Source organism: Aphanizomenon sp. CS-733/32, assembly GCF_028330045.1.
GTDB classification, from domain to species: Bacteria; Cyanobacteriota; Cyanobacteriia; order Cyanobacteriales; family Nostocaceae; genus Dolichospermum; species Dolichospermum gracile.
In genome coordinates this window covers 1-23,130 of the sequence record NZ_JAQMSE010000133.1, presented here as the reverse complement: position 1 = coordinate 23,130, position 23,130 = coordinate 1, and the positions used below count along the sequence as shown (strand labels likewise).

General features: G+C 34.4%; 30 protein-coding genes and 2 pseudogenes. 19 read left to right on the top strand and 13 right to left on the bottom strand.

What is annotated here, in order from left to right; translation table 11 throughout:
• Window positions 1-15: 15 nt before the first annotated feature.
• A pseudogene (locus PN471_RS23445) lies at window positions 16-174 on the bottom strand (nitrogenase molybdenum-iron protein alpha chain); the annotation flags it as partial.
• A 512-nt stretch (window positions 175-686) separates the two neighbouring features.
• Between PN471_RS23445 and PN471_RS10440 the strand changes: the two are divergent.
• Window positions 687-2,066, top strand: a complete 1,380-nt coding sequence (locus PN471_RS10440) for a substrate-binding domain-containing protein (protein WP_271776795.1) — start codon at window positions 687-689, stop codon at window positions 2,064-2,066.
• A 20-nt stretch (window positions 2,067-2,086) separates the two neighbouring features.
• Here the strand turns inward: PN471_RS10440 and PN471_RS10435 are convergent, their stop codons facing one another.
• The 4 genes from PN471_RS10435 to PN471_RS10420 all read right to left on the bottom strand — a co-directional run bounded on the left by PN471_RS10435 (window position 2,087) and on the right by PN471_RS10420 (window position 6,346).
• On the bottom strand, window positions 2,087-3,565 hold the full coding sequence (locus PN471_RS10435; RefSeq protein ID WP_271776794.1) for a ParA family protein: 1,479 nt from the start codon (window positions 3,563-3,565) through the stop codon (window positions 2,087-2,089).
• A 5-nt stretch (window positions 3,566-3,570) separates the two neighbouring features.
• Complete coding sequence (locus PN471_RS10430) at window positions 3,571-4,788, bottom strand: effector-associated domain EAD1-containing protein (protein ID WP_271776793.1); 1,218 nt, start codon at window positions 4,786-4,788, stop codon at window positions 3,571-3,573.
• A gap of 68 nt (window positions 4,789-4,856) precedes the next feature.
• Window positions 4,857-5,291 carry a hypothetical protein gene (locus PN471_RS10425; protein WP_271776792.1) on the bottom strand — a complete coding sequence of 145 codons (435 nt, stop codon included), beginning with the start codon at window positions 5,289-5,291 and terminating at the stop codon, window positions 4,857-4,859.
• A 14-nt stretch (window positions 5,292-5,305) separates the two neighbouring features.
• On the bottom strand, window positions 5,306-6,346 hold the full coding sequence (locus PN471_RS10420) for an effector-associated domain EAD1-containing protein (RefSeq protein WP_271776791.1): 1,041 nt from the start codon (window positions 6,344-6,346) through the stop codon (window positions 5,306-5,308).
• 588 nt (window positions 6,347-6,934) lie between these two features.
• On the opposite strand from PN471_RS10420, the gene PN471_RS10415 reads away from it, so the two are divergent.
• From PN471_RS10415 to PN471_RS10380, 8 genes are all read left to right on the top strand, one after another.
• Window positions 6,935-8,236, top strand: coding sequence for a site-specific integrase (locus PN471_RS10415; RefSeq protein ID WP_271776790.1), 1,302 nt, complete (start codon window positions 6,935-6,937; stop codon window positions 8,234-8,236).
• Window positions 8,237-8,334: 98 nt separating this feature from the next.
• Entirely contained in the window at window positions 8,335-8,586 is a 252-nt protein-coding gene (locus PN471_RS10410) for a type II toxin-antitoxin system HicA family toxin (RefSeq protein WP_027404277.1), read from the top strand.
• Entirely contained in the window at window positions 8,576-8,830 is a 255-nt protein-coding gene (locus PN471_RS10405) for a type II toxin-antitoxin system HicB family antitoxin (RefSeq protein ID WP_271776789.1), read from the top strand. Before PN471_RS10410 ends, PN471_RS10405 begins: the two co-directional genes overlap by 11 nt.
• Before the next feature lie 97 nt (window positions 8,831-8,927).
• Window positions 8,928-9,191 (top strand): hypothetical protein, encoded by a 264-nt coding sequence (locus PN471_RS10400; RefSeq protein WP_271776788.1) that lies wholly within the window; start codon window positions 8,928-8,930, stop codon window positions 9,189-9,191.
• Window positions 9,192-9,443, top strand: a complete 252-nt coding sequence (locus PN471_RS10395; protein WP_271776787.1) for a hypothetical protein — start codon at window positions 9,192-9,194, stop codon at window positions 9,441-9,443. It begins immediately after the preceding gene.
• 103 nt (window positions 9,444-9,546) lie between these two features.
• On the top strand, window positions 9,547-9,810 hold the full coding sequence (locus tag PN471_RS10390; protein WP_271776786.1) for a hypothetical protein: 264 nt from the start codon (window positions 9,547-9,549) through the stop codon (window positions 9,808-9,810).
• A complete protein-coding gene (locus PN471_RS10385; RefSeq protein WP_271776785.1) occupies window positions 9,788-10,228 on the top strand; it encodes a type II toxin-antitoxin system VapC family toxin in 441 nt (146 codons plus the stop codon). The genes PN471_RS10390 and PN471_RS10385 overlap by 23 nt, the downstream gene beginning before the upstream one ends.
• Before the next feature lie 19 nt (window positions 10,229-10,247).
• Window positions 10,248-10,481 (top strand): hypothetical protein, encoded by a 234-nt coding sequence (locus tag PN471_RS10380; protein ID WP_271776784.1) that lies wholly within the window; start codon window positions 10,248-10,250, stop codon window positions 10,479-10,481.
• A gap of 119 nt (window positions 10,482-10,600) precedes the next feature.
• Here PN471_RS10380 and PN471_RS10375 read toward each other — a convergent pair whose 3' ends face one another.
• Window positions 10,601-11,149, bottom strand: coding sequence for a hypothetical protein (locus tag PN471_RS10375; protein ID WP_271776783.1), 549 nt, complete (start codon window positions 11,147-11,149; stop codon window positions 10,601-10,603).
• A 295-nt stretch (window positions 11,150-11,444) separates the two neighbouring features.
• Here PN471_RS10375 and PN471_RS10370 point away from each other — a divergent pair, with 295 nt between their 5' ends.
• The 6 genes from PN471_RS10370 to PN471_RS10345 all read left to right on the top strand — a co-directional run bounded on the left by PN471_RS10370 (window position 11,445) and on the right by PN471_RS10345 (window position 15,200).
• Window positions 11,445-12,491, top strand: coding sequence for an NB-ARC domain-containing protein (locus PN471_RS10370; RefSeq protein ID WP_271776782.1), 1,047 nt, complete (start codon window positions 11,445-11,447; stop codon window positions 12,489-12,491).
• Between the two features lie 31 nt (window positions 12,492-12,522).
• Window positions 12,523-12,738 (top strand): hypothetical protein, encoded by a 216-nt coding sequence (locus PN471_RS10365; protein ID WP_271776781.1) that lies wholly within the window; start codon window positions 12,523-12,525, stop codon window positions 12,736-12,738.
• Window positions 12,731-12,952 carry a hypothetical protein gene (locus tag PN471_RS10360; RefSeq protein ID WP_271776780.1) on the top strand — a complete coding sequence of 74 codons (222 nt, stop codon included), beginning with the start codon at window positions 12,731-12,733 and terminating at the stop codon, window positions 12,950-12,952. Before PN471_RS10365 ends, PN471_RS10360 begins: the two co-directional genes overlap by 8 nt.
• An 11-nt stretch (window positions 12,953-12,963) precedes the next feature.
• Window positions 12,964-14,097: an AAA family ATPase gene (locus PN471_RS10355; RefSeq protein WP_271776779.1), complete on the top strand. Its 1,134-nt coding sequence runs from the start codon at window positions 12,964-12,966 to the stop codon at window positions 14,095-14,097.
• Between the two features lie 108 nt (window positions 14,098-14,205).
• Window positions 14,206-14,910 (top strand): hypothetical protein, encoded by a 705-nt coding sequence (locus PN471_RS10350; RefSeq protein WP_271776778.1) that lies wholly within the window; start codon window positions 14,206-14,208, stop codon window positions 14,908-14,910.
• A gap of 65 nt (window positions 14,911-14,975) precedes the next feature.
• On the top strand, window positions 14,976-15,200 hold the full coding sequence (locus PN471_RS10345; RefSeq protein ID WP_271776777.1) for a hypothetical protein: 225 nt from the start codon (window positions 14,976-14,978) through the stop codon (window positions 15,198-15,200).
• Between the two features lie 48 nt (window positions 15,201-15,248).
• Here the strand turns inward: PN471_RS10345 and PN471_RS10340 are convergent, their stop codons facing one another.
• The 3 genes from PN471_RS10340 to PN471_RS10330 all read right to left on the bottom strand — a co-directional run bounded on the left by PN471_RS10340 (window position 15,249) and on the right by PN471_RS10330 (window position 17,507).
• On the bottom strand, window positions 15,249-15,653 hold the full coding sequence (locus PN471_RS10340; protein ID WP_271776776.1) for a type II toxin-antitoxin system VapC family toxin: 405 nt from the start codon (window positions 15,651-15,653) through the stop codon (window positions 15,249-15,251).
• Window positions 15,650-15,895 carry a type II toxin-antitoxin system Phd/YefM family antitoxin gene (locus tag PN471_RS10335; RefSeq protein WP_271776775.1) on the bottom strand — a complete coding sequence of 82 codons (246 nt, stop codon included), beginning with the start codon at window positions 15,893-15,895 and terminating at the stop codon, window positions 15,650-15,652. The genes PN471_RS10340 and PN471_RS10335 overlap by 4 nt, the downstream gene beginning before the upstream one ends.
• Window positions 15,896-16,580: 685 nt before the next feature.
• Entirely contained in the window at window positions 16,581-17,507 is a 927-nt protein-coding gene (locus PN471_RS10330) for an SDR family NAD(P)-dependent oxidoreductase (RefSeq protein WP_271776774.1), read from the bottom strand.
• 401 nt (window positions 17,508-17,908) lie between these two features.
• On the opposite strand from PN471_RS10330, the gene PN471_RS10325 reads away from it, so the two are divergent.
• From PN471_RS10325 to PN471_RS10315, 3 genes are all read left to right on the top strand, one after another.
• Complete coding sequence (locus PN471_RS10325) at window positions 17,909-18,487, top strand: Uma2 family endonuclease (protein WP_271776773.1); 579 nt, start codon at window positions 17,909-17,911, stop codon at window positions 18,485-18,487.
• Between the two features lie 61 nt (window positions 18,488-18,548).
• The gene (locus PN471_RS10320) at window positions 18,549-19,127 is read left to right on the top strand and encodes a hypothetical protein (protein ID WP_271776772.1); all 579 of its coding nucleotides are present in this window, start codon (window positions 18,549-18,551) and stop codon (window positions 19,125-19,127) included.
• Window positions 19,128-19,300: 173 nt separating this feature from the next.
• Window positions 19,301-19,816, top strand: coding sequence for a peptidylprolyl isomerase (locus tag PN471_RS10315; protein ID WP_027404286.1), 516 nt, complete (start codon window positions 19,301-19,303; stop codon window positions 19,814-19,816).
• An 89-nt stretch (window positions 19,817-19,905) separates the two neighbouring features.
• Here the strand turns inward: PN471_RS10315 and PN471_RS10310 are convergent, their stop codons facing one another.
• Together PN471_RS10310 and PN471_RS10305 are read right to left on the bottom strand one after the other, a co-directional pair.
• Window positions 19,906-20,040, bottom strand: coding sequence for a hypothetical protein (locus PN471_RS10310; RefSeq protein WP_271776771.1), 135 nt, complete (start codon window positions 20,038-20,040; stop codon window positions 19,906-19,908).
• A gap of 158 nt (window positions 20,041-20,198) precedes the next feature.
• Window positions 20,199-20,942 carry a Uma2 family endonuclease gene (locus PN471_RS10305; RefSeq protein WP_271776770.1) on the bottom strand — a complete coding sequence of 248 codons (744 nt, stop codon included), beginning with the start codon at window positions 20,940-20,942 and terminating at the stop codon, window positions 20,199-20,201.
• A 677-nt stretch (window positions 20,943-21,619) separates the two neighbouring features.
• Here PN471_RS10305 and PN471_RS10300 point away from each other — a divergent pair.
• On the top strand, window positions 21,620-22,252 hold the full coding sequence (locus PN471_RS10300) for a hypothetical protein (RefSeq protein WP_271776769.1): 633 nt from the start codon (window positions 21,620-21,622) through the stop codon (window positions 22,250-22,252).
• A gap of 350 nt (window positions 22,253-22,602) precedes the next feature.
• Here the strand turns inward: PN471_RS10300 and PN471_RS10295 are convergent.
• Window positions 22,603-22,986, bottom strand: a pseudogene (locus PN471_RS10295) (Uma2 family endonuclease); the annotation flags it as partial.
• A partial coding sequence (locus tag PN471_RS10290; protein WP_271776768.1) for a hypothetical protein occupies window positions 22,941-23,130 on the bottom strand: 190 nt, incomplete at its 5' end. The pseudogene PN471_RS10295 and the gene PN471_RS10290, both read right to left, overlap by 46 nt.

Genomic DNA, 23,130 nt, shown 5'->3' with positions numbered 1-23,130 from the left:
ACTATCTTTTGTTCCCTAGACGGCAGCCTTAGCTTTAGCCTTAGCTTCAGCTTTCTTGTTCCAGGGAGCGCCGATTAATCCCCAGGTTGGGCTGTTGAGTGCCAAATCCATGTCCCGAGCGAAGATTGCGAATCCGTCGTAACCGTGGTAAGGACCGGAGTATTTATTTTGATGGTTTAATGGTTTTATACGTATCCTGCTTGGTAACTTCTTTAACTTCTTTGTTGCCTCTGAAGATTATGCTTTCATTATGAGTTAATTAAAATTAGTAAGTTGCTTTTTGGTATCTCTGTTTAGTATAATTTAGTGAATCTATATAACCAAAAGGTGCAAATTGCAATTTAGCTAAATGAGTGATTATTAACAAAACATCATAATAGGTAATGATTATGTCCAATTCTTCAGACCAGAAAATTAAACACAATTTGCTGTTAGAGATTATAATATTCTTATTATTAAAAATATCCATATTTATTATCGTCAATTTCTCGCTCCAGGGATTTGAAGATAATTTGTTTCTGTTCTTCATAATGTTCGGGCTATTTGTATTTAGCGTTTTATATTTGCTTGTAAGACTGTATTTTTTTTGGAAAAAACCCAGTCCGACCAAGCACTTTATTTTCAAACTTCTGCACCGAAATAGCATTATGTGTATAATGTTATTTCTTTGGTTCATCTATATCAATTTGTTTCATGCTTGGTTAATCAAGGCACCCAACGTTACAGTTAAGTTATGTGGCTCTGTCACACTTGGAGAAAAGTTCGCTCCTCATTTTATTGAAGCAATAGCTTCCAATAATGGTGCTAACAAAATCAAAAAATCAGACAATAAAAATAAAAAAAATATCACGATAGATGCCAATTTTCCAAATACTAAAGATAAAAAGGATAATCCTTTCCAAGGATTAGTAAGATTTATTGTTGATTATGGCGGAACAAAAGATGGAATTAAAAAACTAAAACAAAATAAATGTGATATAGCAATGGTCTCAGAGGACAATGACAAAGTAAATGTCGGTAATTTTGACAAAGTAAAACTGGGTGACGATACTATTGCAATTATTATTAATGATAATAATGAAACAGCAAATAATTTCCAGAGTCATCAAATTAAGTCTATTTTGGAAAATAAACAATATAATAATGAACAATGGCAAGTATTTTGTAGAAAAAACTCAGGAACAACCGACACCATTATAAACAAGTTAAAACTTGAGGAAAAATTATTTTATAAGAATTGCAACGAGGTTGCTACTAATAAAGAAATGTGGGATAAAGTCACAACTACTAATAAAGATAGTAAACCATCTATTGGGTATTTAAGTTATTCTTTTTTAGTTGATAAACCCTATAGCGATAGAAGAAAATATTTAACAATAATAGATAATCAAAAACCAGTTGATCTATTAAGTAATTATTTCAAGTATACTGATAAGCTTGATGATAAGCTTGATGATATATATTTCATTAACGAGAAGTATAAGGTAAACCGTGAATTATCTTTTTATACCCAGAAAATTTCTAACAGTACGCAATTAAAAGGTATAGTCAATTCCGTAAGGGAAGAAGCAGGTATTTTGGGGCAGAACATTCTAAAATCAGAGGGTTTTGTAAGTGTATCTTTAGGCAGCATTATCGCTAATCAAGGTCAAAAGTATACAGGAAGCGTAATGAAACAGATTTATAATAAAATTCGTGAGCGAGGTAGTAAATTTGAATTCATCAATACTCAGTATTTTTCAACAGATAACTATAATCCAAAAAATCCAGAAGAGCTACTTACATTGTTAAAGCAAAAGTACAACAGTAATAGTCAATTTGTTCTAATTGGTCATGCAAGTCCAGTAGGAAGTTCAAGATATAATCTAAGTTTATCTTTTAAAAGGGCACGTCAGATAGCAACCCTACTAAACAGCAAAGGTTATAAAAGTGTTCAAACTTATGGCTTTGGTGATGAATATCCTTTAAATGAAACTGAAAGAGATAATAGTGCAAGGGTTGAAATTTATGATTTAAAGGTAATAGAAAAAGTTTATAAGGAAATTAATTCAGCTACTAATCAGTAGCTAAATGTTAGGAATTATGGTTATGTTGATTCTGTTTTACCAAACAAATGTTTCCCTACAAAAGCAAAAAAAGAATCATTCTGTTTTTCTGCTGATACCTTAGATTCAGTGCTAGATTCAATATCATCACTTTCTATATTATCTTTTTCCAACGGATTATCAATAACTGGATCATCATTTTCCAAGTCTAGTGTCGCATTTATATGTTGTGTAATTAAATTATTTGCATCTTCTAATATACTCTTATCAATGTGTTTATTTTGATAGATAGCCGTAATCAAATCATTTACTACTGGGGGTATTCTATTATTCCATTCTTCCATAATTTTTGTTCTGAGTGTATCTTGACTATCATCAAAAACTCTTTTCTGTCTATAATAGGGTTCAGGATTAGGATAAGCATCTAAATAACTTTTACATAGGGTTGAAAGAGATAATGAGTAAACTAGACTGGTCTTAGGATACATTTTTCTATGGAATTTACGTGATAATATTGCAAGGGTAGAAACTAAATTTCCATAAGCTTCACTTAAATCAGAAGCACTTGCTTTATCAGCGTCACGAACAGCAACTTTTTCTTTGAAAGAATAAAAGGGAACATAAGGTATTTTTAAATAAAGAAAAGCACTTTTTTGCAGTGACTCCAACCTCATTCTCATTCTATTTGGAATATACTTTCTAAATTTTTTATCAAATTCGTCTTGGAAATCATCTAACAATTTTTTTTCACTATTATCCACTCGACTAGGCACAATAACTAAAGATAAATCTCTCCTATTTCTTCCCTTTTCAATTAAATCAGGATTAGATAAACTTTGTGCCATTTTTAAACTACCATCAATATTCTGTCCATTTGGTGCAACAAACATCACTACAACATCAGCTAATTGATAAGTACAAACTCCTCCCATTTCAGTGACACCAGTACGGCTATCAATTAACACTACATCAGCAAATTTAAGCAATTGTTCTCTGAACGATTCAAAAAATTCTTTGCCACGATAATGATCATAAAAATCATTCCAATCAAATGAATGAACCTTGCTGGCATATTTTGAGAATTCCCCCTCACCTCGACATCCAGAAGGAATAATATCTAATTTACCTCCTTTGTCATTTTCTTCATAAAGAGGAACAATAAAGTTATTAATGGGTTCAACCGTAAACGGAATTTTATCTTCTTTTGAACCTTCTGATGTATTTTCAGATTCTTGGTTAGGTAAATGGAAAGAGTATGATTGCTTGTAAGAAAGCAATAAATCAATAACTCCTCGTTGCTCAATTACTTCATTTGGACTATATTTAACTTCTGGTATATTTCGTTTATTGGGTTCTTCATCTTGATTTGATATATCGAAAAAGCGTTCTAAACCGGGAGCTTCTAAATCAAAATCCACGATTAACACTTTTAATCCACGTTGATATAGTAACTCAGCAACGTTAGCTAATGCCATTGTGCGCCCAACTCCACCTTTGAATGAATAAAATGTAAAAATCATAAATCTCAACCTCCTTCACCAAAATAACTCCAAGGTCTATCGGATACGTTCTCTGTTTCTGGTACTAAAAGTAAACTTGGAACTTTACCTATTAACCAATTCCGAAAAATATGGTTATCGGCAGTTCTCATACATTTACTATCACTCAATGTTAAGCGACGATAAAATTCTAGATCAATCCGTTGTTTAATAACACCTGTTATACTTTTTACCACGTCAAATGCCGAATGAATAGGAGCAACCATAAGCAATAATGTATTAGAAGAAGCATCGAGGGCTGTACTTTTAAATAAACGCTGCATTTCAGGATGTTGCATTGAAATAACATCCATAATAATTATACATCCTTCATCCCGTAATTTTTTTAAGAGTTTAAGGCTATTCGGATTATCTTCATTTAGTTTACGAATATCAATAAATTGGGATACTATTATTGATTGAGATTCAACCTGCTCAATAACCTCATTAATCAATTGAGTAATATTTCTACTATCGCTATTAAAAGGTTGCCATTGTGTTGAGTCTGATTCATAATGATTAACCCAAGTAATAACTCCATTATTTGTTAATTGTAATTTTAAGTTCCGAAAATTTTCCCGTAGTTCAATGTTATAATCAGAAAAAACACTTTCTGAATATAATTCTTGAGCTTCGCTGTTATTCATAACTAATAAAACAATATTAATTCTATTGCAGAAATGTTCAAGATATTCTTCGTTCAAAGGATCAATAGTTATTAATATATCTCTAGAAGTTCTGAAAACGCTCCTAAAATTGTCGCCGCTTTCTAAAGAATGACTAATATTTTGAAAAACTTCGATTATTTCTTGAGATTTACTTAAACCAAATCTATTTGGTATATTTGGATAAGATGATTTTTTTAGCTCTTCAATTAATGGATGAAAACGAGTTAAATAACTATCATTCAAGAGATTGATCCAATCACTAGTAATCAACAGGTTGTTTATAACTGTTCTTAATTCTGAATTATCAGGTCTATATTCAGAAATTGCACGCAATAAATCTCTAATTGTTCCGTTCGCCTCTGCCCATTGAATCAGCTTAAAAATGACAAATCTAAGTGTTGAATTTGAACTTGGAACAATTGCCGCCAAATTTTTATTTAAGCCACATAGAACCATCTCTTCCAACTGACATTGTTCTGGATATGCTTTAAGCATAGCATTGACTAATTTTTCAACATCTGTACCTTGTAAGTTCATAACTCAATTCCATGATAATAATAGTTTTTTGTCTTCAATTTATAAATTTTTTTTCCAATCTTCAAGTTTTAAACCCTCATATTATTTTTCTTGCTCTCTTCAACAGGATTAATCAAAGGAATAGTTAAATTATACAAAATTAACAAAATTGATCCATAAACAGGATTATAAAAACTCAAGCTATTAAAAGGTTCTCCTAAAGCAAATACCCAAACAATAAAAGCAATAGTAGAAATGCTCGTTTGTTTAATTGCTAAAGGCTTTTTCGGTTCAAAAGTCTGCTGAATAATATAAACAGCCGTTAATCCAGTAAAGATAACGAATAAAACCCATAATATAGTATTTGTGGGTATATTACTAGCACCTTTAATTAGTCCTGTCATCGCAATCCAACCGCCGACAATTTCAGTGGGAATATATTTTATTAACTTATCAAAATAGCCGTCTAACTTTGCTTCTTCACCCTTAGCTTGTAGTTGACTGGTAATAATTCTCCGTCCCATAATAACTCCTTAAATTAATTTAAAAAATCTTTAATTTCTTGATAAATACTAGCAAATAAAATACCCTCTCTAATTGAGCCAAAGGTTTTCGCTTTTTGGGCATGATGTAAAGCTACTAAATACCAATTTTCATCAAAACAAGGTGAACCACTTGATCCTACAGCGGTTTTATTCACATATTGAACTAAACCACTATTTTGGTAGACTCCGATAATACCATCTTGACTGATTGATAATTTCATGGAGTCCCCTTCAGGATGTTGTAATACACTAATTCCCATCCTTTCCAGAGGTAATTTATGACTATCCCAACGAGCGGGTTTAATATCAGTTGCTTGAGTAATTTTCGCCTCCACTTGTAATAGAACATAATCTAAATCTTCTGTTTTACTAAAGCATAAAATTGGGTTTTCTCTATCTAATTGAAAAGATTTACCTTGTGTTTCTACTCCATTATCTGAGGTCAAACAGCCAAATTTTAATATAGCATTTAAAGCATTATTTTCTAAGTTGTCTTCATCTCTATATTTTAAAACATGATAATTAGTTAAGACTTTATTTGCAGTAATTAAAACTCCTGTTGCCATAATATCACGAGAGGTAATTTCAATACGGCAAACTGAAGATGATTGTGCGATCGCTCGTTTTAAAAATCCCACATCCCATAAATCAGGTTCAGGTTTTAACCAATGTTGAAGTTGAATTTCATCGGTTTCACCACGCCAATTAATATCGGGTCCAAAATCAGGTTTTTTGACAGCAGAATCTACAATAAACCGTTTCTTGATAACCATAGACTCATAAAATTGTTGGAGTTCTGGATTATCAGGATTAGTTTCATAAGCTGCTATAATTAGACGCGAGATTTTGCCTCTAGGAATTGCCCATCTTGTCACTAAATTAAATACTAACTGGGTGAGATTACCACCTCCAGCGATCGCCTCTAAATTTTCTCCTAATTCAAACCGAACCATCATTGCTAAATCCTCTTGAGTGGGATAAGCACTAATAATGGCATTCACTAATTTTTTTAACTCATCACCAGATGGATTCATAGGATTAAAGCATCTTATACTACAAAACTCTCCCCAGACAGATTTTAGCATAACCTGGGTACAGTGATTTGTGATACTTGTGATTCCATTATTAATTCTTAATATTATATTGCCGATGCCTACCCAATTTATTTAAGAGGATGTTTTAAAAGTTTTCGGCGATTAGAAATCGCTACTACACAAACAAAGTCCACCGACGTGGAGTAATGAAAAATCGGCGTTGCTGATTAAGGGTATGAATTTTAGTCTCACGCAAAGGCGCAAAGACGCAAAGGTAAGAGTTTTAAAGGTTCAATTTGGGAATTTCATACCTCATTTCAGCAACGGCGAAAAATCAAGACTTTTGAACCCAAGTTTGCGTAGCGTTCCGAAGGAATAGGTGGGTTTCGTCATTATTCGATTTCGTTATGTTTGCAGTAAGCAATGTCAGCGATAAACTATGTTTGCAATTAACTGATTTATTTTGACTCTAAATATAGTCTGAAAGATTCAGAATAAGTCTCACGCAAAGGAAAAATTAAATTTCTCTGTGCCTCTGCGTCTCTGCGTGAAATAAATTCATATTCTTAATCAGCAACGCCAAGGATTATGAAAGAACAGCTACTATGGGAATTGGAACAAGTAAATCTGCGTTTGAAGTCTGCAAAAACCAGAGTAACAATTCGGGAATCAAATGGATGTCTGCAACTACGGGCAACTTTACCCATTAAACCAGGAGATGAGGACATCAGGGGAACTGGCAAAAAACAATACAATCTCAGTTTGAATCTTCCAGCAAATTTACCAGGTTTAAAAACTGCTGAGGAGGAAGCTTATGAGTTAGGTAAGTTAATTGCTAGAAAAAGTTTTGTTTGGAATGATAAATATTTGGGAAATGAAGGAATTAAAAAGGAGTTAAAAACTATTGGTGAGCTATTAGAAAAGTTTGAAGATGAATATTTTAAAACCCATAAACGCACGCCGAAAAGCGAACATACTTTTTTCTATTATTGTTCTCGAATTAAACGTTATACAAATGCTGATGATTTGGCAATTGGGGAGGTTTTAATTCATGCGATTGATCAAATAGATAAGGAATGGGCTAAATATAATACTGTGAGAGCTATTTCTGTATTTTGTCAGCTTTTTAAAATTGAGATTAATTTAACTAATTATTCCAAAGTTCCTGAAAGTAATTCTCGTAATGTTCCTACAGATAAGGAAATACTTACTGGATTTTACAAGTTTGATGAATATCTCAATAACAGAGGCAAACAAGTTAATCAAGATGTGAAAGATAGCTGGCAACTTTGGCGGTGGACTTATGGAATGTTAGCGGTTTTTGGTTTACGTCCCAGGGAACTTTTTGTTAATCCTCATATTGATTGGTGGTTAAGTGATGAAAATACAGATTTAACTTGGAAGGTTGATAAAGATTGTAAAACTGGTGAAAGGGAAGCTTTACCTTTATATAAGGAATGGATTGATGAATTTGATTTAAGTAATCCGAAATATTTAGAAATGTTGGCAACAGCAATTAGTAAAAAAGACCAAAATAATCATGCAGAAATCACGGCTTTAATCCAAAGAGTGAGTTGGTGGTTTAGAAAAATTGGTTTAGGTTTTAAACCCTATGATTTACGTCATGGTTGGGCAATTCGAGCGCATATTTTGGGAGTTCCTATTAAGGCTGCGGCAGATAATTTGGGTCATAGTGTGCAGATTCACACGAAAACTTATCAACGTTGGTTTTCTTTGGATATGCGGAAGTTAGCAATTAATCAGGCTTTGAGTAAACGGAATGAGGTGGAGTTGATTAAGGATGAAAATACAGGATTGAAAATGGAGAATGAACGGTTGAAAATTGAGGTGGAGAAGTTGAGAATGGAAATGGTTTATAAACGGAGTTGATTTTTGTTAAGGGAGAATCTCATTTTTGCGTGATGTGGTATAGTCGGTCAATAAATAATTATCTCAACCACTTATCTAAAAAATGCTATGATCAGTAAATGGGTAAATTAAGTAAACTAATTAAATATCTTCTCTCTCGTCCTCCTGAAGCTAGATTTGAAGAAATTAGTTATGTTCTTGAAGCTTTTGGATATCAGGAAACTAGAGTAAGAGGAAGTCATCACGCTTTTGAGAATGAGCAAGGAGAAGTAATTATTATTCCCAAAAAAGGTGGTAAAAAAGTCAAACGAACGTATATTGAAGAAACAATTAGATTACTAGATTTGGAAAATTGGCAAGATGAAAACTAATTCTCAACTTGAGCATCAATCTTTAGAATATTACCTATCTTTAAAATATCCCATGTCTATTTATCCAGAAGAGGACGGAGGATATACAGTAATTATTCCTGACTTACCAGGTTGTATGAGTCATGGCGAAAGTTTAGAGGAAGCGATAGAAAATATTAATGAAGCGCGAGAGTTATGGATAGAAACTGTTTATTGTAGTGGTAAAAAACAAATTCCTTTACCTTCTAAACTAATTTCTATTTAATTTCTAAAGATTCACTGATTATGGATATAAAATTGATATTGAGACTTAGTGAATCAGCAATCTATAAAAGTTTTGAGAGGGAGGGAAGTATAATAATATGGCATTAGTAACCCTGAACCAAATACTTAAGCAGTTGGAAACTCTTGAAATAGGAGAACTTCAGCAACTTAATCAGATGATTCAAAAATATCTTGCTGATAAAGAAGAAAGTGTCAAACAAGCAGCATTTCACAAAGCGTTGATTGATTCTGGTTTAGTCAAGCAAATCAAGCAACCTAATTATGAACCAATCTCAGAAAGACAACTAATTTATGTTGAAGGAAATCCTGTTTCTGAAACTATTATTGAGGAACGGCGTTAGATGGCAATTTATTTCATAGATAGTAGTGCATTAGTTAAGCGTTATGTTAACGAAATTGGATCAGCATGGATGTTAGGTTTATTTGATCCAAGTCTAAAGAATGAGGTATTTATAGCAGCAATAACTGGTGTGGAAATAATTGCTGCTATTACCAGAAGATCCCGTAGTCGAAGTATTAGCATGACGGATGCAATATTAAAGGGTTATATTGCTGCTGAAAAAGCTGATTATAAAAACAGTTATTTTAGATGATTACAATTGTTTGGTGATATGATATAATTATTATTTATTGAATAACCATCAAACTCTTGATGCAGTCTCCTGACATTGTGACAATAATTACGAGGAAATAGTCATGATAAATTCATTAAAAAAACAATCATCCGAAGATTTGAATTTAACTGAATTGATTGTAAACTTATTAAATAAATTGCCTATTGAAAAGCAACAAGAAATTTTGTCTTTTACTCAATTTATATCTGAAAAACATCATACAGAACTTGAAAATCAAGTTTCTTTTTATGATGTAGCTAAAGACTTTATTGGTGCTGTAGATAGCGGATTAGGTGATCTCTCCACTAATCAACAATATTTGCATGAGTCCGTACATGAAAAATAAAATTATTATTGATACGAGTCCATTAGTTGCTCTATTAGATAAAAGTGATAGTTATCATCAATGGGTGACAGAGAAAGTAAAAACATTACCTCCACCTTTTCTAACTTGTGATGCAGTGATTACTGAGTCTTGCTTTTTATTAGAAAGAGCATATAACGGTCAGAACATTCTGTTTTCTCTTTTAGAAAGTGGTCATTTACAACTAGCTTTTGATTTAAAAAATGAATTAAGTCAAATTAAAGGATTAATGAATCGTTATCAGTCTGTACCTATGTCTTTAGCGGATGCTTGTTTAGTAAGAATGTGTGAATTATATGATTCTAGTGAAATATTCAGTTTGGATAGTGATTTTCTAATCTATAGGAAACATAAGAATCAACCTATTTCTATGATTATTCCTGATTCTTTATTTTCTTAAAAAAATTGGAGGTAATGTTATGGAAAGTATGAAAATTAAAACACACATTGGTAATGATAAAATCATAAAAATTGAACTTCCTGATGAATTTGCTGATCAAGAATTAGAAATGGTGATTGTATTCCAACGTATTGCCAAAACATCATTAAAATCTGAAAATAAATCTCCAAAAGAGTTAGGATATTCTCAGAGATTTTTAGAAGAAGTAATAGGTAGTTGGCAAGGTCAAATGATTGAAATTCCAGAACATTAGCAAATAATCTCACTCTAGTTACTCACAATACCCGCGAATTTAGCCGTATTGAGATTTTGAAATAGGAAGATTGGGAATAGATAAGTTAATGTTGGGTTTTATCAACCCAACCTTGTATCTTATGGTTTTCTAAATCTTACATACTTACCATTTCTGTTAAACCACCCTGAAAAAGCCCAGTTAATCCATCCACCATCACCTTCATTAAGAAATTCACCATGTTCAAAAACCCAAATACCGAAAGTTACACCGTCATAGACTGCCGAACCATAGAATTTCACCCCTCTAAAATTGTGTTTGTAATTTTGACTCAAATTAAAAACCATCACGTTATACCTCTGTCCAGCACCATAAAAAGCTGTATTCATGACATTTTTTACAAATCCACTGCGGTCTCTAGCAGATTTGATACTAGATACGATCAGGTTAGTAATGCCCAGAACATCTACCTGGACATCCAGATTGGCACTTGCTCTCTGCGCCATCATAGTTTTCTGGCTCTTTTCCTCTTGAGAGACGCTGGTACTACTTTTGCTGAGAGTGCTATAACCATAGCTAGATTCATGTGCAAAAAAGGGTGCAATCAAAGAAGAAAACACCAGTAGTCCCATAGCAGAAAAGTTGTTGATAGTTCGCGTAAATGATGCTGATTTGATGGTATGGTTCATAACTGCGTCAAGTAGGTTTAAATAAAGTTTTGATTGGTAGTATCCTCTGTTGATAGTCTCAAACTAGACTTGGCGTAATGTACTAAAAAGACTATGCAAATCCTTTATAATATGGAAGTCAGTAAGAGGCTGCTGAGATTAATTGTCTCATCACTAAATTATTGTTTCTATAGGACAATACCTGATTACATCGGGAGTTTTGTAACGAAATTTCAACTGATTTGTCCGAAAATGCTGGATAATACCTACATAAATTAAGCTATAATAGCTAAAATGCTTATAAAATATACACTTTATGGATATTACAGAAGTTTTACAATTAGCTGATGAGTTAGTTTTTGTCCAGACGGGAAAACACTTAGATGATATTCAAGACACTGTGATTAAAGGTGTTTGGCAAGGACAGACTTATGAGAAAATTGCATCACAATGTCATCGTAGTGAAAGTCATGTGAGAGATGTAGGTTATAAACTTTGGCAAGTTCTTTCGGAACAATTAGATGAAGATATTAATAAACGCAATTTTCGCTCTACTTTATCAAGATTACAGATTACACCACCAATAATTATCCAAAATAATTATCATCAAAATAATACAAACAATGTTAATTGTTACTCATATAATCAAAATGATATTAATACTAAAAAATATGATAACTCTACCGAAAGAGTATCTCATGATTTAACACTATCTCCAAAAATCACCCACTTTTACAGCAGAGAAACCGAACTCCAAACCCTATCTAATTGGTTAATAAATCAAAACAATCGCCTTATCTCAATTTTAGGATTACCTGGCATTGGTAAAACCACACTGATTAAACATTTTATTGATATCAACTTACAAAAATTCGATGTAGTCAGTTGGAAAAGTATTAAACTATCTCATTCCTTAGATAACATCCTCACAGAAATATTAAAAATTACCAATTCCGATGATATTGAAAATAATAAATTAACTCAATTTTTAAATCTTTTACGTCAAAAAAAATGCTTAATTATCCTTGATGATATCCAAGAAATATTTATCCCTGGACAATTGGCAGGACAATATAAACCTGAATATAAAGATTATAAAGCATTTTTCACAAAGATAACAGAAATTGAACATCAAAGTAGTTTAATCTTAATCAGTCAGGAACAATGCCAGGAAATGCTATGTTTAGATCAAGAATTATATCCCGTTAATTGCTTGGAATTAGCAGGTTTAAATAATACTGAAATTATAATAAATATGAGATTAAAAGATGAAAAAAGCTGGTCAAATTTGATTGATTTATATGAAGGTAATCCAAAACATTGTTTAATTTATCTCCCGTTTTTAGGGAATATGTTAGAATAAATTCTTGATTAGAGAAATAAAAATTATAATCATGAACGCCATAGAACTATTTCCTACCCTGCGAAATCTAAATCGTGCAGACAAGCTAAAAGTAATGCAGTTTCTAGTTTCCGAATTATCTAGGGACGAAGAACCATCATTAGAACAGGGAGCAACCTATTCCATTTTATCACCGCTTAATTCCCATGCAGCCGCACATCAACTTGCCCAACTACTAAAAGCGGACGAACAAAAGCACAATGGTTAAACCTCAAAAATTTTCCTTTGCAGAGGAATATAATACCTTTGGTGTTCCTGATATCCCTCACACAGAAGTAGGATATGAATACTTGGTTAATATACTTGATACTCTCATTGATCAAATTGGTGAAGATGAAACCCATCCTCTTGCATCTCTTATGGAAGTTATTGGTGTATTAATTGAAAACTATGAAAATGAACATATTCCTGAGTTATTGTGATCTATAAAAATATGCTAGAAAAATTAATACTTCATAATTTCAAAAGCCATAAATCTACAGAAATTCATTTCGATAATTCCCGATTACATGGAATTGTAGGAAAAAATAGTGCTGGTAAAACAACAGTCCTACAAGCATTGAATAATCTAAGTAAACTTGCTGATTCATCATTCGTAAAGATATTTAAAGATGAAAATTTACCTCAATTCATTACAACAATTGGGGAAAAAGATATGTCAGTGACTGTGAGTGGTTTTTGTGATGATAACAGTTATCATCAGTGGGAAGTTTCCTATGGTTGGAAGCAGGAAAATCTTAAAGATTGGATTCCAACAACATCATGGAAAATAGATGGAATTGAAGATAGTTTTGAAAAAAAGAAAACAACACCAATTAAATACCCAGATCCAATTCGTAAATCTTTAAAATCTACTGTTTACCTAAAATTAATTGCAAGTAATCTTGCTAAACCAGCTTACAGTGAAGAAGTTACACCAAGAGTTGAATTTGATGGTTCATTATTAGCACCAACCTTAGATTTTTTGCGTGATGAAGCTCCAGATAAATTTCAACTAATAGAAGAAAAACTAAGTCGAATTGTCCCAAATGTCCGCAAAGTTGGCATCAAGCGAGCAAAAGTTCCAGTCATTCGCAAACGTTTAATCGAAGTAGATGGTAAATCTATTTCCTATGAAGAAACTCAGGAAATCACAGGGCAAGAAGTTATATTAGATATGAATACAGGTGAACGTATTCCAGCCCATGCAATTAGCGAAGGAACAATGTTAACTTTAGGATTATTAACGGTATTAATGAATCCTAATCAACCTAATTTAGTCTTATTAGATGATGTGGAACAGGGACTTCATCCTCAAGCACAACGGGAGTTAATGACTGTTTTTAAAGAAATCATTGCCGAAAATCCTAACCTGCAAATTATTTTCACTACTCATTCTCCTTATATTATTGATGCACTTACCCCTTCTCAAGTCCACATATTAAATAACAGTAAATCAGGTTTCACAATTGCCAAACGTTTAGACGAACATCCTGATGTAGAATGGGCAAAAGAAACCTTAACAACTGGTGAATTTTGGGATGCTGAAGGTGAAGATTGGGTAACAGAAGGAGAAGTCTGTGATTGAATTTATTGTCATAGTTGAAAGTGGTGCAGATGCCAGAACAGCGACTAAATTAGCGTAGTTGAAAGTGGTGCAGATGCCAGAACAGCGACTAAATTAGCGGAGCGAGTTTTGCAGGAAAAAATTGATTGGTTAGATGATGATATTCTGCAACATTGTTTCCAGTGGACCGGTTTAGAGGAAGGGACAGAATTTTCTTGTTGGAGAGACATTATCAAAATCATTGATGATGCAAAATCACAAATAAAATATAAACCTTCCAGATTTATCGGTCATGATAGTCAGGGTGTGCCTTTAAAAGCTGATGGTGCAGCATCTATCAAGATTCTTAATTTGGTACGGTTTCTGCAAAAAACACGACAGATTAAAGCCGTTATATTTATCCGTGATTTAGATAATCAACCAGAACGTAAAGAAGGAATTGAACAAGCACGTTCAGAATATATTAATAAAACACCAAAATTAGAAATTATCATTGGTGTGGCTGATCCAAAACGTGAAGCATGGGTTTTAAATGGGTTTATTCCATCTAATCAAGAAGAGGAACAAATTCTTGAAGAAATCAAAAATAAATTGAGTTTTGATCCTTCCATAGAATCTCACCGATTACGTGCTACTTCAGAGAAAGAACCTGAAGGAATGAGAAATGTAAAAGTAGTGGTTGAACAACTCACAGGAAATGATATGGAACGGGAAAAACTATGTTGGGAACAGACAAGTTTAAAACATCTACGAGAGAAAGGAGTTGATACGGGGTTGACAAATTATATTCAAGAAATTGAGGAACAATTAGCTGCAATTCTTGTATCTGAGTAAAAACTTTTATAGACTCATGCTGTATTAAATCATTCAGAATACGATCAAGGAAAATGGAAAGAATAATGCAAAGTTTAAACATCAATCAAACTATCACCGCTTGGTCATTCATTGCCGAAAATGTTTTTGTCCCTCACACAGAAGCAGAATATGAATACTTGGTTAATATACTTGATACGCTCATTGATCAAATTGGTGAAGATGAAACTCATCCTCTCGCATCTCTTATGGAAGTTATTGGTGCATTAATTGAAAACTATGAAAATGAACATATTCCCGAATTATTATGATAGCTTATCCAATGGGAAACAATACCTTTATAATGAGTAATTCTCAAACTAACCTTTATTCCCAGCCCAAAAAATAGTAGTATCTTGATACTCTTTAAACATTGAATCCACAGTCACCAAAATCATACTTTCCATCTGTGCTTGTGCAATGAGCATTCTATCAAAAGGATCTCGATGATGCAAAGGTAAAGCTACCGTTCTGAGTGCATGAGAAGTTGTAATTTCTAAAGATTTCGCCCCCAATTTCACCATGCGGCTAGAAATGTAACTATCTAGTGGTTCTGGTAATGGTAACTTACCAATTGCAACTTTTATCCCCATTTCCCACACACTAGCCACAGAAAGCCATAGTTCGTTGCTTTCATCAGCAATATGTGAAATAACCTGTTCATTTAAACGCTCAGGTTCAGCAAACCACCATAAAAAACACTGTGTATCTAGTAAAAGTTTCACCCCTCATTCCCCTCAAACGCTGCCAAAATGTCCTCTGGTAAAGGTGCATTAAAGTCTTCTGGAATTACGAATTTTCCTCGATCTTGTCCTAAACTATCTCTGCGGTGAGACGAAACACTAAACGGAACTAACTTAGCGACAGGAACACCCCGATTAGAAATAATAATCTCTTCCCCATGTTCTACACGGGATAATAGGCGTGAAAGGTTGGTTTTAGCTTGATGGATATTTACAGTTTCCACAGGTTTATAGCTAAGTCTACAAACTTAGTTTACTTTGATTCCTTAATTTTGGCAAGAATTCAAAAGAAAACTTCAAGTTACAATATGCTACATTTGAAACGGGATAGTCAAAAAGTTACACTACAGTTTAGGTTCCAATACTGTTCGGTTAACGAAAATTTCCACGTAAACAACCTATTGTATAAAACGGCGTTGCTGAATTGAGGTATGAAATTGAAAAATCAAAAAAATGAAACTCTTACTCTCTGCGACTCTGCGCCTCTGCGTGTTCGCGCAGCGTGCCGTAGGCATAATAAAATCATACTCTTAATCAGCAACGCCTATAAAACCAACAAATAATTGAAAATGTTGGGTTTCGTTCCGATTCCTCCGCAACGCTAACGCGAACAACCCAACCTACGTATTTTTGTTTTTTAGTCTTAACCGAACAGTATTGGATTGGGGTTAGTTGATTGCGTATCATTTATTGTATTGTGATGCAAAATCGAGGCATTACTGATGCACTAAGGACAGATGAACATTTTCAGCAAGGAGGGTTTCGAGCATTGTTGAGAAGCTAAAATTTTTGTACAATTGATTCATGTACCTGTAGAGCGATCGCTCTCAATATCTCAATATCTCAATTATATCTTCAAAAATAAAATGTCCGGTAAAATCTACCGGACAGTGCTTGTTTTCCCTTACTTTACACCTGTTGATTAAATTCAAATTTCACACTGGTGAGTTTTTCCGATACAACCCATAGTTTTTGAGCGATCGCTCGATCTTTGGATAACGGATTCGATTCCACCTTGACTGGATAACCACCTATCTCCATAAACCCATTTGGACCGAAATATTCCGACCCTTTCAAACCTTCCTCAATTGCCGCTCGCAGAGTTGGTAATGCACCCATCGTGATATCTTGAGCAAAGATACCATTGAGATATTTCATCACATCACCCGCCGTTCTCTGCAATTCAGTTGCAGTCCAACCCGGATGTGAAGCATTTACAAGGGTGTTGATTCCCTGCTCTTTTAGTTTCCGGTCGAGTTCATAGGTAAAATAGAGATTAGCAAGTTTACTATCACCGTAAGCCGTCCATTGGGCATAATTTCTCTTTTCCCAATTCAAATCATCGAAATCTATTTTGCCAAAATTATGTGCGCCGCTAGAAACATTAACAATTCGTGAACCTTGCGTGCTAATCAAAAGTTTTAAAAGTTGTCCCGTCAAAGCAAAATGTCCGAGATGATTCGTGCCAAATTGTAATTCAAAACCATCTGTAGTTTTTGAATACGGTGGAATCATTACACCCGCATTATTAATCAATAAATCCAAACGTGAATAATTTTTCTGAAAGTTTTCGGCGAAATTTTTAACCGATGCTAAATTCGCCAAATCAAGTTCCATTACCCGAACATCAGCATCTTTATTCTGTTGAATAATTTTCGCCAACGCCTTATTTCCCTTCTCCAAATTACGAACCGCAATGATCACAGATGCTTGTTTATTAGCTAGAACCCGCGCCGTTTCATAACCGATACCGCTACTCGAACCTGTGACAATTACTATTCTGCCTTTTTGACTCAGAATATTTTCCGTGTTCCATTTTTCGTTTTTCATCATCATAAGATAGTTAAATTAACTAATTTACACAAACAAATAAGTAGGTTGGCGTTGAAAATTGTCGTTATGGCAAGGCAAAAGGCAAGAGGCAAGAGTGAAGAGGGTTTGGACGATTTTACGTTTCTTTACACAGTTTGGTTTTATTGTGTTCACCTACTTACCACATTCAACTTAGTAAAAATATTTAATTTTTTAGCTTTGTCTAGGGCAAGTTTATCTACGTATAACATACTAAGCTTATTTTAAACCACTATCTGCACCCCAAAATGTGAAAATAATCTTAATAATTTGTGAGTATTTGCATCCTTTTTTACTTTCCTCCTTTGGATCTTGGCGCGAAACTTACCTGAAAATAGTTGTAATTGTAGTTGCTATAATCAAAACAAACTTGAAAAAATCCTGATATGATAGCCATTCCCCAACAACCAGCAAAAATGACCATTGAGGAATACCTCGCATGGGAACTTGACCAGGATATTCGCTATGAATACATCAATGGTGAAGTTTTTGCCATGACAGGTGGAACAATTCCCCACAATGATATTGCTCTCAATCTTTACAGACCTTTATACTCTCATCTTCGTCCTAGAGGTTGTCGAGTCAATGTATCAGATGTGAAAGTCCAAGTTACCCCTAAAAGCCCATATTTCTATCCTGATCTTATCGTCAGTTGTCATCCTGAAGACCTTAATGCCCGCAAATTTATTCAACATCCAAAATTAATTGTTGAAGTTCTTTCTCCTGGTACAACTAATAAAGATAGAGGAGAAAAATTCAGATATTATTTAACAATGCCCAGTTTACAAGAATACATCTTGATTGATTCTGAAAAAATATCTGTTGAGCGTTATTGTCGGGGAGAAGGAAGAATGTGGCTTTATTATCCCTATACGACTGGAGACATTATCACTTTATCAAGTATTGAATTTGAATTTCCCATAGAAATGCTTTATGATGGTGTAGGATTGGAAATAGAAACATAAAAATATATTTCCAACATAAGTTTGATAAATGTCAGCTAAAATTTAATACCTTATTAAAACTATGGCCAAGCGGAAAAAAAGCAATCTTCAATGGATTAAAGAAACCCTAGAATTAAGCCCAGATCATCATTGGGAAGGGCCTGATGATTATAAGATTTTTGTAGCTGGGAGGGGTGCGGTTCGCTTCAATGTTCCCCAAAATTGGGTGTTTGAACCACAAGAAAAATCTTTCAAGTTCATGGACAAAAAACCACCTGATGATGATTGTTGTTTAGAGGTATCTTACAATCATTTACCCCCGAATGACTGGACATTGTTTCCCCTTAAAAATACTTTGAAAAAAATCATGGAAGATGACAGCCGTGATGTGATTGAAAGGGGAGAAGTGATTACTGTTAAGCGACAAACAGCCAAAATTATGTGGTGTGAAATTAAATTTATTGACACTCAAGCTGAACCCAGGGAAGCTTTTTCGCGGACTTGTGTGGGTTTGGGTTCAAATATTCAATGTTTAATTACCTTTGATTATTGGGCAGATCAGGCAGAACAATTAATCCCGATTTGGGATGAAGTGATGCGGAGTTTGACACTAGGATTATATATCAGAGATCCGAGAACTGGTTTAGCTTTTCCAGATTAAAATGCCGAAAAAACACCCTCTAAGTTTCTTGATAACCAGTAGAGGTTGTTGGTTTGACAGTAGGTAGTGCGAATTTGGGCTAATTATGGATTTTTGTGAAAATTATTTCCCAGATTTTGGGTAAACTGGAGACTGCAAATTAAACCATTACACAGATTCGTAATTCAATATTCATGGCAAATCCCACCGCAACTCTAGAAACTTCCCTTGGTACTATTACTCTTGAGCTATTTACCGATGTTATGCCTATAACGGCGGGAAATTTCATCAAATTGGCTAAAAGTGGGTTTTATGATGGTCTGCATTTCCACCGTGTAATTAATAACTTCATGGTGCAGTTTGGTTGTCCTTACAGTAAAGATCCTAGCTCTCCGCGTGCGGGTACAGGCAATGGTCCTGATGGTTGCATTCAAGATGAGCATCCTGAAGATGGGAAACTTTCTAACGAACCAGGAACTCTCTCTATGGCTAATACGGGGAGACCTAATAGTGGTAGTTGCCAGTTTTTTATCAACACTGTCCACAATCACTATCTGGATTGGTTTACACCTGGTCAATCCAAGCATCCTGTTTTTGGTCGAGTTACTGAAGGGATGGATGTATTGAAAGCCATTGAAACTACTCCTACGGGTGCAGGCGATCGCCCTAAAACTCCAGTTAAAATGATCAAAGTAACTATCCACGAATAAAATTAAGGATTAGTGCGGAGGCTTCTCCGCACACCGCTATCTTTAAGCAAAATCCGGCGTTGCTGATTAGGAGTATGATTTTATTATGCCTACGGCACGCTGCGCGAACACGCAGAGGCGCAGAGTCGCAGAGAGTAAGATGTTAATTCAACATCGTAATCTAAACCAGCTTCACTAAAAGCAGTTTGGACTTGTTCTACATCTTTAAGGGTCATGATTGGCATAAAATAATCCTTCTAATATACAAATTTGGGGTAATTAAAACAAACACAATTTGATTTTAGATTTTATTAAATTGTAAGCTGTTGTGCATTTAGTTTGTATAATTCTAGCGGGCAAGATGCCCGCACTACAAAGTTCAAGTAAATTATGGTTATCAAATTTAGCTGCGTAACAGCTTATCTGGATCAATATTTAACTCTCTCAATTTTGCGGCTAACCTTTGAGATTTTTCATTTGATATTTTCGCTCTTTCTGCTTCCATTGCTGCTCTTGTTGCTTCCATCTCTGCGCTTTCTTCTGGTGTAGGAACTAAAACTCCTGATGATGTAAAATATCTTAATAAACCCTTATAAATTCCTAAATATAACCCCAATTCTTCACTCCATAAATGTCCTTTTTCGTTAGGTTCTAAGGGTTGATATTTGCCACTGATTAAATTAAATCCGGCAAATTCCAATGTATAAGGATCAAACCAAAAATAATCAGGTGTACGGAAAGTATCTTGATAAAGTAGTTTTTTAGTTTCTCTATCAGTTTTAGCTGTAGTTGGTGAAAGAATTTCGACAATAACATGAGGATATTTGCCATTTTCTTCCCACACTACCCAACTTTTTCTAGTTTTTCGTTCTGTTCCTAAAACCACGAAAAAATCTGGACCTCTAACATCTTCTGATTTCTTTTGATGCGGACTATAGTAAATACTCAAGTTTCCTACAGCATAAAAATCAGTTCTTTCCTTCCACAGCCATTCTAAACATTTTAAAAGGAGGATAATTTGACGTAAATGCAGTTCTGTTTCCACGGGAGGTTCATCACTATATAGGTCACTGGGTGGGAAAATGATATCTTCTGATATATCTTCTGATGTGTTAGTTTGTAATTCCAGTGCTTGAGTAATCATCATGTATGATACCAAGTAATTATTGGTTTATTGTAGCATTAATTGTCAATTACTTTCACTGAATTATCGCAAATCTCTTAAACATTTGCCATAGCTTTTTGCCGTCATCCACACGATCTAAAAATTGCTCGACCAAAAGGAACTTACCTTAAGGGACTTCCAATTAAAAAAATACCCAAAAATTTCTTGTGGTGCGGGACGAAAAGCCCGCTAAGGAATGTGAATTAAATAAAGTGCAAAAGTAGGGTGTGTTAGCGACAGCGTAACGCACCATTCCACGTTAAATCAGAATTGCAGGTTATTAAATTTGCGTTCCTAACCATCAAGGACGGGAAGGATGCCCAGCCCACGAAATTGGGTAATTTATTTTTTGGTGTTCCCTAATATTATTATTTCCTGTAGTGCGGGCATCTTGCCCGCAAGAATTATACAAATTACAGCGATTTCCAATCATATAAGGTACATCATAGCCCCCTCATCGCTTGCGGGGAGGGGGTTGGGTTCTTGTTCCAGATTTGATGACAATTTGCTGTAAATGCACAACAGCTTAGATCATTAGATAATACCATAAATGATTACTTATGGTAACTATTTATAATAACTATTGGACTGATTTGGCACAAGGTTGTTAAATACTGTTGAGACGTTTTTTAACTTCCCCTTTGATATTTTCTGTTAGTATGCATACCAACCCCTTTAAACAATTACAAGTCAATCTTTCTGTAACCGCTGCTACTATAGCCTTGTTGGTTACTGCGCCATCAATGGCTCATGGTCAAGTTAATAGTACCACCACTAAGCCGACCTCATCAAATTCTAAGACATCAGTAGTTAATATATCCATTACTGAGGCTGAAGTCCTGGCTGCTCAAAAAGCCTGGGGTGAAGCATTGGTTTCCATTAGTACCACCTATGATCAAAAGGGGATAGCCGCTGCTAGAACATTGGCTGACAATATAATAGATAAAGTATACGCTTATCAATCGGGATTGGTGTTGTTCAAGCCAACCTTGACAACTGGAGACCAGACCTTCCGCACGACACACAAAGGAGCTTTGTCTTATTTTGTGGGTGGTGATTCCTCCTTCCCTCAAGATACTGGTTTTGCTCTCAAAGGATGGCGAAAGGTGGAAATTCGCAACGCTGGTATTTTTATTGTTGGTAATACTGCTACCACTATGGGTAATGTTTCCATAACTGATAAAACAGGTAAAGTCACAACGGTAGATAAAACCTGGCAGTTTATTAGAGGTGGTGATGGCAAATTGCGTATTATTCTACACCATTCTTCTCTGCCCTATAGTCCAAAATAAATATGAAATATATCCCCAACTTCTTGGGGTTAATTGTCTGAATCAGGATTTCCAGGATTTCAGGATTCGGTGGTTAATTGGTGGCGATCGCTGTCCCTATATCCCTAGATCCCCGACTTCTTAAAGAAGTCGGGGATCTGAAATAACTCTAATCGCACCAAAACAGATTCAAGTAGGGAACGCAAAAAATCTATATTGGTGAAGATGAAACCCATCCTCTGGCATTTTTTATGGAAGTCATTGGTGCATTAATTGAAAATTATGAAAATGAACATATTCCTGAATTATTGTGAACTGTAAAAATATGCTAGAAAAACTTATTCTTCATATGGCTAAAGCCAGTGAGAGTGTCAATCCTGTGTTTCTTCCTCAGTAAAAACAGGAGGCCATAATTCAGAAATAGGCAATTCCCAACCTGGTAAAAGTTCAGGTAAAGTTAAAATATCATTGCTTCTAAAAACAATTGGTTCACCTAATGCGCGATAAACTGTAACAGTTTCTTCATCAGGATCAATTAAAACTCCTACCACAGCGCCCAAATTAATAAAATTGAGCATCTTCTTTTTTAAAGTCTTAATTATATCACTTTGAGATTTAATTTCTACTACTAAATCAGGTACAAGTTCACCAAAATAACGAGGACTTTGACGTAACCTTGTAGCACGGACAAAGGAAACATCGGGAGCAGTTAAGTTGCTATCTGGTAAAATAAAACCACCCGCAGAATCAAATACTCATCGCTGTGGTCAATTGTCTGAATCAGGATTTCCAGGATTTCAGGATTTACAGGATGAGGTATTCGGTGGTTAATTGTCTGAATCAGGATTTCCAGGATTTCAGGATTTACAGGATGAGGTATTCGGTGGTTAATTGTCTGA